Origin of the sequence: Rhizobium sp. WYCCWR 11146, assembly GCF_013591995.1 — a bacterium.
In the GTDB taxonomy this organism is placed as follows: Bacteria; Pseudomonadota; Alphaproteobacteria; order Rhizobiales; family Rhizobiaceae; genus Rhizobium; species Rhizobium indicum.
Genome location: NZ_JACCEY010000031.1, coordinates 356596 through 363847, shown reverse-complemented (window position 1 = coordinate 363847; position 7252 = coordinate 356596). Strand labels below are relative to the sequence as shown.

At 63.4% G+C, this 7252-nt stretch carries 9 protein-coding genes; all 9 read right to left on the bottom strand.

Going from position 1 to position 7252, the window contains the following annotated elements; genetic code table 11:
* Positions 1-46: 46 nt before the first annotated feature.
* The 9 genes from phnD to phnG all read right to left on the bottom strand — a co-directional run bounded on the left by phnD (position 47) and on the right by phnG (position 7180).
* Positions 47-958 carry a phosphonate ABC transporter substrate-binding protein gene (gene phnD, locus HX899_RS26175; RefSeq protein WP_138332115.1) on the bottom strand — a complete coding sequence of 304 codons (912 nt, stop codon included), beginning with the start codon at positions 956-958 and terminating at the stop codon, positions 47-49.
* Positions 959-1031: 73 nt separating this feature from the next.
* A complete protein-coding gene (phnC, locus tag HX899_RS26170) occupies positions 1032-1874 on the bottom strand; it encodes a phosphonate ABC transporter ATP-binding protein (protein WP_138388496.1) in 843 nt (280 codons plus the stop codon).
* 118 nt (positions 1875-1992) lie between these two features.
* Positions 1993-2610 carry a DapH/DapD/GlmU-related protein gene (locus HX899_RS26165; RefSeq protein WP_181293751.1) on the bottom strand — a complete coding sequence of 206 codons (618 nt, stop codon included), beginning with the start codon at positions 2608-2610 and terminating at the stop codon, positions 1993-1995.
* Positions 2607-3314 carry a phosphonate C-P lyase system protein PhnL gene (gene phnL, locus HX899_RS26160; protein ID WP_181293750.1) on the bottom strand — a complete coding sequence of 236 codons (708 nt, stop codon included), beginning with the start codon at positions 3312-3314 and terminating at the stop codon, positions 2607-2609. Before phnL ends, HX899_RS26165 begins: the two co-directional genes overlap by 4 nt.
* A gap of 25 nt (positions 3315-3339) precedes the next feature.
* Complete coding sequence (gene phnK, locus HX899_RS26155) at positions 3340-4116, bottom strand: phosphonate C-P lyase system protein PhnK (RefSeq protein ID WP_003544413.1); 777 nt, start codon at positions 4114-4116, stop codon at positions 3340-3342.
* Positions 4113-4988, bottom strand: coding sequence for an alpha-D-ribose 1-methylphosphonate 5-phosphate C-P-lyase PhnJ (locus HX899_RS26150; protein WP_181293749.1), 876 nt, complete (start codon positions 4986-4988; stop codon positions 4113-4115). The genes phnK and HX899_RS26150 overlap by 4 nt, the downstream gene beginning before the upstream one ends.
* Positions 4985-6091, bottom strand: coding sequence for a carbon-phosphorus lyase complex subunit PhnI (locus HX899_RS26145; protein WP_181293748.1), 1107 nt, complete (start codon positions 6089-6091; stop codon positions 4985-4987). The genes HX899_RS26150 and HX899_RS26145 overlap by 4 nt, the downstream gene beginning before the upstream one ends.
* Before the next feature lie 4 nt (positions 6092-6095).
* Positions 6096-6704: a phosphonate C-P lyase system protein PhnH gene (phnH, locus tag HX899_RS26140; RefSeq protein ID WP_181293747.1), complete on the bottom strand. Its 609-nt coding sequence runs from the start codon at positions 6702-6704 to the stop codon at positions 6096-6098.
* Complete coding sequence (phnG, locus tag HX899_RS26135; protein ID WP_181293746.1) at positions 6704-7180, bottom strand: phosphonate C-P lyase system protein PhnG; 477 nt, start codon at positions 7178-7180, stop codon at positions 6704-6706. The genes phnH and phnG overlap by 1 nt, the downstream gene beginning before the upstream one ends.
* Positions 7181-7252: the final 72 nt, after the last annotated feature.

Sequence of the window (7252 nt, the reverse complement as noted above, 5' to 3'; positions counted from 1 at the left end):
CGGCGGCATCATCATGATGCCGCCGCAAGACTGTTCAGACTGAGGATCAGCCGCCGATAACGGCCTTACGGGCGTCGATGATCGTCTGGTAGAAGCTCTGGTCGACCGGCGCCCAGTCAACGTAGCCGCCGCCCGTGAACGATTCGAAGCAGCTCTTGTCTGTCTTCGGCAGTTCGGCGAAGTAGGTGGTAACCTTCTTCTGGAGGTCGGCCGGCAGCTTCTGGGAAACCATCAGCGGACCGTTCGGGATGAGCGGCGACTTCCAGACTTCGACGATATCGTCCATGTCGAGCAAGCCCTTGGTGACCATCTGGTGCAGGTTGCCGGAGGAGTAGCCCTGCGCCCAGTCGCCCTGACCGGAACCGAAGGTGGTACCGACGTCGAACTTTTTGTCGAGAACGCCGAGAACGAGGTTCTCGTGGCCGCCGCCGAAGCCGGTTTCAGAGAAGTACTGCTTGACTGGAGCGCCGGTGTCCTTCGGAAGGGCAACGTTAGGAACAAGGTAGCCGGAGGTAGAGTCCGGATCGGCGAAGCCGAGCTTCTTGCCCTTGGCGTCGGCGAGCGTCTTGATGCCGGAATCCTTGCGGGCAACCATGATCGAGTAGTAGCCGGTCGAACCGTCGGCCTGCTTGGTGGTCAGAACCGGGGTGACGGCGTTTGGATCCTTGATATAGATCGCGGCGTAAGAGGCGGCGCCCATGACGGCGAGGTCGATCGTGCCGCCAAGGAGGCCCTGGATGACGCCGTTGTAATTCGGCGATGGGAAGAGCTGAACTTCGGAAACGCCGGTGGCAGCGATCAGGCCCGGCTTGACGCACTCGGTGCGGCGAACCTGGTCGGCTTCGTTTTCACCGCCATCGAGACCGATGCGGAGGACCTTGACGTCCTGGGCAGCAGCATTGCCGGCGAGGGCGGCGACGGCGATGGTTGCCATCAGGATCTTGCGGAATGCAGACATGGAAGTCTCCTTTTGTGACATGGTTTGTTTGTCAGTTATTTTTCCGACCGTTGTCCCGTCGGCCGGAAACGGGTCAGTGCACGGCGGCTGCTTTGGCCACCCTGCCGGATGAGACATCCTCGGCGCGGCGCTTGGATTCGAGGCTGGTCGAGGTGAGCGTTTCGTCGATGCCGGCGCCGTCCTTGTCGGTCCCGTAGATTTCCTTCACCGCTTCGGCGGTCAGCTCCGAGGGCTGGCCGTCGAAGACGACGCGGCCGCCGGCCATGCCGACGATGCGCTCACAATAGTTGCGGGCGGTGTCGAGCGTGTGAAGGTTGGTGATGACGGTGATGCCCTCGCGCTCGTTGATATCGCGCAGCGCATCCATGACGATCTTGGCGTTCAGCGGATCGAGCGAGGCGATCGGCTCGTCGGCGAGAACCATTTTCGGGTTCTGCATCAGCGCCCGGGCGATCGCCACGCGCTGCTGCTGGCCACCGGAAAGCGTGCCGGCTGCCTGCAGCGCCGTCTGCTCGATGCCGAGACGTTCGAGTGCTGCGATGGCATGTACGCGTTCCTCGCGGGTGAAGATGTTGAGCAGGCTCAGAAGCGTCGAGCGGTGGTTGAGGCGGCCGAGCATGACATTGGTGAGAACGTCGAGCCGCGGAACCAGGTTGAACTGCTGGAAGATCATCGCGCAGTCGCGCTGCCAGTTGCGCAATGCCTGGCCGCGAAGCCCGGAGACCTCGACGCCGGCGAAATGAACGGAGCCGGAGCTCGGCTCCTGAAGACGGTTGATCATGCGCAGCAGCGTCGACTTGCCGGCGCCGGAGCGGCCGATGATGCCGACCATCTGGCCCTGGGGAATGGCAAGCGTGACGGAATCGACAGCGAGCTTTTTTCCGAAACGACGTGTGACATTCTTCAGCTCGAACATCATGCTCTTCCCTTGCGATCCAGGCCTTGATCAGCATCGCATTAGTCTCGCTTGATGAACCTCGCATGTCATATTTGTGTAAGTCCTGTCACAATTCTTCGCCCCTATATCGGGGGTTTTAACCGCCGTAGCGGGACAGGAAATCTTCCGCGTCCAGGTTGCGAAAATCCTCGAGCGCCTGGCGCAGCCGGTCATGCTCCCAGTCCCACCACGAAAGCCTGTCCATCCGTTCGCCGACCTCTCTTGGAAAGCGCTCGCGAATGAGTTTGGCCGGTACGCCGCCAACGATCGTATAGGGCGCGACGTCCTTCGAGACGACGGCACCGGCTCCGATCACCGCGCCGTTGCCAATGTTGACGCCCGGCAGAATGGTCGCCCCGTGGCCGATCCAGACGTCGTTGCCGATCGTCACGCGGTTTGCGCGCCGCCAGGCGAAGAAGTCCGTTTCCAAGTCGCCATCCGGCCAGTAGTCGGCGGCGCGATAGGTGAAATGATGCAGTGTCGCGCGCCAGGTCGGATGGTTGGTGGCGTTGATGCGCACGGCGGCGGCGATATTGACGAACTTGCCGATCGTCGCACACCAGACGGAGCCATCCTGCATGATGTAGGAATAGTCCCCGAAGCTGGCCTCGCTGATGCGGCAGCGTTCCGAGACCTCCGTATAGCGCCCGAAGGTGGATTCGCTGACGGATGCCGTTTCATGAAAGTAGGGCTCGATACCCAGCTTGCGGTTCATGCAGCGATCTTTCTGGGTGAGAACTGCTGGACGTCGAGGATGCGGTCGGCGACGGCTTCGCGCACTTCCTCGTCGTGGAAGATGCCGAGAAGGGCCACACCCGCCTTCTTCATTTCCGCGATCATGCCGACGACGACGGCACGGTTCCTGGCATCGAGCGAGGCCGTGGGCTCGTCGAGAAGCAGGATCGTGTGCTCGGTGATGAAGCCGCGCGCGATATTGACGCGTTGCTGCTCGCCGCCAGAGAAGGTGGCGGGCGGAAGCTGCCAGAGCGTTTCCGGCAGATTGAGCCTGGCAAGCAGGGCGCCCGCCTTTTCCCGTGCCGTGACGGCGTCCTCGCCGCGTGCCACCAGCGGTTCGGCAACCACGTCGATCGCCGCGACGCGCGGCACGGTGCGCAGGAACTGGCTGACATAACCGAGTGTATTGCGGCGGACGTTGAGCACTGTGCGCGGATCGGTGGAGGCGAGATCGACGATGCGTCCGTCGTGGCGAATGAGGATCTGGCCGGTGTCGACGGCATAATTGCCGTAAATCATCTTGAGCAGCGAACTCTTGCCGATGCCCGATGGGCCACCGAGCACGACGCATTCGCCCGATGCGACCGAGAAGGCGACATCGGAGACGACGGGCAGCTTGATGCCGTCGCGCAGATGCATGGTGAAGCTCTTCGAGACTTCGGAAACGACGAGGGGCGTTGCCATGATTTTTTCTTCCTTGGTTTCCGACTCAGACCTGCAGGATCGAGGAGACGAGCAGCTGCGTATAGGGTTCGCGCGGGTCGTCGAGCACGCGGTCGGTGAGCCCGTGTTCGATGACGTAGCCGTCCTTCATCACCATCATCCGATGCGAGAGCAGGCGGGCGACGGCGAGATCGTGGGTGACGATGATGGCCGAAAGACCGAGATCGTTGACGAGACCGCGCACGAGATCGAGCAGGCGCGCCTGCACCGAGACGTCGAGGCCGCCGGTCGGCTCGTCCATGAAGACGAGGCGCGGGCCGGTGACGAGGTTGCGGGCGATCTGCAGTCGCTGGCGCATGCCGCCGGAAAAGGCGCGCGGCTGGTCGTCGATGCGGTCGGCGTCGATCTCGACGCGTTCGAGCCAGTCGATCGCCGAGGCGCGGATCTTGCCATAGTGCCGGTCGCCGATCGCCATCAGCCGTTCGCCGACATTGGCGCCGGCAGAGACGGTCATGCGCAGGCCGTCGGCAGGGTTCTGATGCACGAAGCCCCAGTCGGTGCGCATCAGGAAACGCCGCTCGGCCTCGTTCATCCGATAGAGGTCGCGGTAGCTGCCGTCGCGCATATGATATTCGACGCTGCCGGTGCTCGGCAGCAGCCGGGTGGAAAGGCAGTTGAGCAGCGTCGTCTTGCCGGAGCCGGATTCACCGACGATGGCGAGCACTTCGCCGGGCCAGAGTTCGAAGGAGACGTCGCGGCAGCCGATGCGGTTGCCGTAGAATTTCGAAACGTCGTGGACTTTGAGAAGCGGAGTATCGCTCATTCTGCAGCCTCCCGGGCCAGCATCTCGCCGGCATGGCCGTGCGCGCGGCGGTCTTCGCAATGATCTGTGTCGGAGCAGACGAACATGCGCCCGCCCTTGTCGTCGAGAACCACTTCGTCGAGATAGACTTCCTCGGCGCCGCAAAGGGCGCAGGGTTTATCGAAGCGCTGAATATCGAAGGGGTAATCCTCGAAATCCAGGCTGACGACGTCGGTATAGGGTGGAACCGCATAAATGCGCTTCTCGCGCCCGGCGCCGAAGAGCTGCAGCGCGTCCGACATGTGCATCTTCGGATTGTCGAATTTCGGCGTCGGCGACGGGTCCATGACATAGCGGCCATGGACCTTCACCGGATAGGCGTAAGTCCGCGAGATGCGGCCGTTATGGGCGATGTCCTCATAGAGCTTTACATGCATGAGGCCGTATTCTTCGAGCGCGTGCATCTTGCGGGTCTCGGTCTCACGCGGCTCGAGGAAGCGCAGCGGCTCGGGGATCGGCACCTGGTAGACGAGCACCTGGCCGGGTCCGAGCTTTTCCTCGGGAATGCGGTGGCGCGTCTGGATGATCGTCGCATCCTTGGTATGCGTCGTCACCGCGACATTGGCGACCTTCTGGAAGAAGGCGCGGATGGAAACGGCGTTGGTCGTGTCGTCGGCGCCCTGGTCGATGACCTTCAGCACGTCGTCCGGTCCGATGATCGAGGCCGTCACCTGCACGCCGCCGGTGCCCCAGCCGTAGGGCATCGGCATTTCGCGCGAGGCGAAGGGCACCTGGTAGCCGGGAATGGCGATCGCCTTCAGGATGGCGCGGCGGATCATCCGCTTGGTCTGTTCGTCGAGATAGGCGAAGTTGTAGCTGGCCAGATCGCTCATTCGGCGGCTTCCTTCATGTCTTCGCCACCATTGCGGGCGGCTTCGAATTCACGGCGCATGCGGCGAACGAGGTCGAGTTCCGCCTGGAAGTCCACATAATGCGGAAGCTTCAGGTGCTCGACGAAGCCCGTCGCCTGGACGTTGTCGGAGTGCGAGATGACGAATTCCTCGTCCTGTGCCGGCGCGGTAATATCCTCGCCGAGCTCTTCGGCGCGAAGCGCCCGGTCGACCAGCGACATCGCCATCGCCTTGCGCTCACTCTGGCCGAAGACCAGGCCGTAACCGCGCGTGAATTGCGGCGGCGCCTTGGCCGAACCCTTGAACTGGTTGACCATCTGGCACTCGGTGATCTGGATCGTGCCGAGCGAGACGGCGAAACCAAGTTCCGGCACGTCGAATTCCACCTCGACCTCGCCGATGCGGATTTCACCGGTGAAGGGGTGGTTGCGGCCATAGCCGCGCTGGGTGGAATAACCGAGCGCCAGCAGGAAGCCCTCGTCGCCGCGGGCAAGCGCCTGCAGGCGGAGATCCCGGGTCATCGGGAATTCCATCGGCTCGCGGGTCAGGTCGCCAATCTCGTGATCTTCCGGCATGTCGCCGTCGGCCTCGATCAGGCCCTCTTCACCGAGGATCTCGGAGACGCGCATGACGCGGCCGGTCTCGGCGGCGCGCTGAGCGGGCGTCTCGACCGCCTCGTCCGAAAGCAGCGAGGGATCGAGCAGGCGGTGGGTATAGTCGAAGGTGGGCCCAAGAAGCTGGCCGCCCGGCAGATCCTTGTAGGTCGCCGAGATGCGGCGTTCGATCGTCATATCAGCCGTGTCGAGCGGCTTCGAATAGCCGAAACGCGGCAGCGTCGTGCGGTAGGCGCGCAGCAGGAAGATCGCCTCGATCATGTCGCCCCGCGATTGGCGGATGGCGAGGGCTGCGAGCGTGCGGTCGAAAAGCGAGGCCTCGGCCATGACGCGGTCGACGGCGAGCGCCAGCTGCGCCACGATCTGTTCGATACCGATCGCCGGCAGCGAACGGTCGCCGCGGCGGCGGTCGGCCAGCAGGCGGTGGGCATTGGCAATGGCGGCCTCGCCACCCTTGACGGCAACATACATGAGCTCAGATCTCCGTTGCTGTGATCTTGGTGGTGCGCGGCAGGCAGAGGAAACGCTTGCCCGCCGTCAGCACGATGTCGACGCCGCGCGGAAAGAGCGCGCGGTTCTCGGTCCAGAGCCGCAGGAAGGTCTCCGGCAGGCCGATAGGCGCGATCTCCGCCACGCTCTGGATGCCGGGACCCATCAGCGCCAGCCTGCGGCCGCCTTCGAGTTCGGCGAGTTCGATGATGAGGGTCGTCGAGCGGTCGGGATATTCCTGCGTACCTGATGCAAAGAGGCCGAAGGAGGAAAGTGCGGTGCCGGCTTCGGTGAAGGCAAAGCGCGCTTCGGCCTTTTCGGTGGTCAACGGCGCGCCGGTATGGAAGCCGAACCACTCCGGCACGGCGGATCTCGCCAGTCCCTGGGAAAGCCAGACGGGTGTGTCGTGGTCGCAAAGCGTCAGCGCGATCGTGCCGGCGGCGATGCCGAGCGGTGCCGGCGGAGCGACGTCGGGCTGAACCGTCTGGATCGTGCCGGGGCGGGCCATACCGTCCATCAGCATCTTGAACACGCTTTGGGAATGGAAGACCGGCTCGGCAAAGCCGCCGGTCAGAGCTTCTGTCTTGAGGCCCATCAGTTGTCTCCCCGCACCATGGTGAAGAAATCGACGCGGGTTGCCGCCGTCTCGTCCGCCTTGCGGCGCTGGGCATCGGCGATCCGCTCAGTGATCGGTAAAAGCAGGGCCTGTTCGACGAAGTCCTTCGTCGCATCCTCCTGCCAGAGTGCGTCGAAGATCGCCGCAAGCCTGGCCTTTTCGCGGTCGGTGCCGAGCGCCTGTGCATGACCAATCGAGCCGGTGTCGAGCCGGACCGTCGCCCGCGTCACGGTCACTTCGCCGAGATTGAAGGGAGCGCCGCCGCCGCCGATGCGTCCGCGCACCATCACCAGCCCGGTTTCCGGTCCGCGCACCTGATGGGCCACAGGCTTTTCCGGCAGCGCATCGAAGGCCGCTGAGAGTTCGCTGCGCTCCGCACGCGCCAGCAGATCGGCGGCGCGTTTGCGCCCGGATGCCGTCTGTGACGCAGCGTCTTTGCTGTCCGCTGATATCATCGCCGCTTCCCTTTAAATGTCTATTGATATAGACAACCATACAAGCTATAATTAGCTCTAAATCGATGTCGT

Bases quoted from the DNA above. Each gene is read 5' to 3' on its own strand.
- HX899_RS26150 (WP_181293749.1), bottom strand. From the start codon at position 4,988: ATGAGCGATCTGGCCAGCTACAACTTCGCCTATCTCGACGAACAGACC.
- phnG (WP_181293746.1), bottom strand. From the start codon at position 7,180: ATGATATCAGCGGACAGCAAAGACGCTGCGTCACAGACGGCATCCGGG.
- phnH (WP_181293747.1), bottom strand. From the start codon at position 6,704: ATGGGCCTCAAGACAGAAGCTCTGACCGGCGGCTTTGCCGAGCCGGTC.
- HX899_RS26165 (WP_181293751.1), bottom strand. From the start codon at position 2,610: ATGAACCGCAAGCTGGGTATCGAGCCCTACTTTCATGAAACGGCATCC.
- phnL (WP_181293750.1), bottom strand. From the start codon at position 3,314: ATGGCAACGCCCCTCGTCGTTTCCGAAGTCTCGAAGAGCTTCACCATG.
- HX899_RS26145 (WP_181293748.1), bottom strand. From the start codon at position 6,091: ATGTATGTTGCCGTCAAGGGTGGCGAGGCCGCCATTGCCAATGCCCAC.
- phnD (WP_138332115.1), bottom strand. From the start codon at position 958: ATGTCTGCATTCCGCAAGATCCTGATGGCAACCATCGCCGTCGCCGCC.
- phnK (WP_003544413.1), bottom strand. From the start codon at position 4,116: ATGAGCGATACTCCGCTTCTCAAAGTCCACGACGTTTCGAAATTCTAC.
- phnC (WP_138388496.1), bottom strand. From the start codon at position 1,874: ATGTTCGAGCTGAAGAATGTCACACGTCGTTTCGGAAAAAAGCTCGCT.